Here is a 416-nt window from a genome sequence, read left to right as displayed (position 1 = left end):
GGCCGGCGGCGGCGCCGCGTACGCCTCGTACCCCGCGTACGCCGAGGGCGCCGCACCCCGTACTTCCACGGGATGCGGCGCCCTGACCGGCGGCGTCGCCGCGCAGGCGGCGTACGAAGAGGTGTGCTCAGGCCGTGTCGGCGATGTCCGCGTAGCCCTCGATCTCGCGCGGGTCGCGCCGTCCGGGGCCGATGTAGCGGGCCGACGGCCGCACCAGGCGGCCCGTGCGCTTCTGCTCCAGGATGTGGGCGGACCAGCCTGCGGTGCGGGGGCAGGTGAACATCGAGGTGAACATGTGCGCCGGGACCTCGGCGAAGTCCAGCATGATCGCGGCCCAGAACTCCACGTTCGTTGCGAGCACCCGGTCGGGGCGGCGCGCGTGCAGCTCCTCCAGCGCGGCCTTCTCCAGCGCGGCG

The 416-nt window shown here is 74.5% G+C and carries 1 protein-coding gene; it reads right to left on the bottom strand.

The features are described 5' to 3' along the window. Positions 1-127: 127 nt before the first annotated feature. The coding region (locus G3I78_RS49325; protein ID WP_275424945.1) for a citrate/2-methylcitrate synthase at positions 128-416 on the bottom strand (289 nt) is incomplete at its 5' end.

Origin of the sequence: Streptomyces sp. SID13726, assembly GCF_010548375.1 — a bacterium.
Classification (GTDB): domain Bacteria; phylum Actinomycetota; class Actinomycetes; order Streptomycetales; family Streptomycetaceae; genus Streptomyces.
This window is presented reverse-complemented; position numbering and strand designations above follow the sequence as displayed.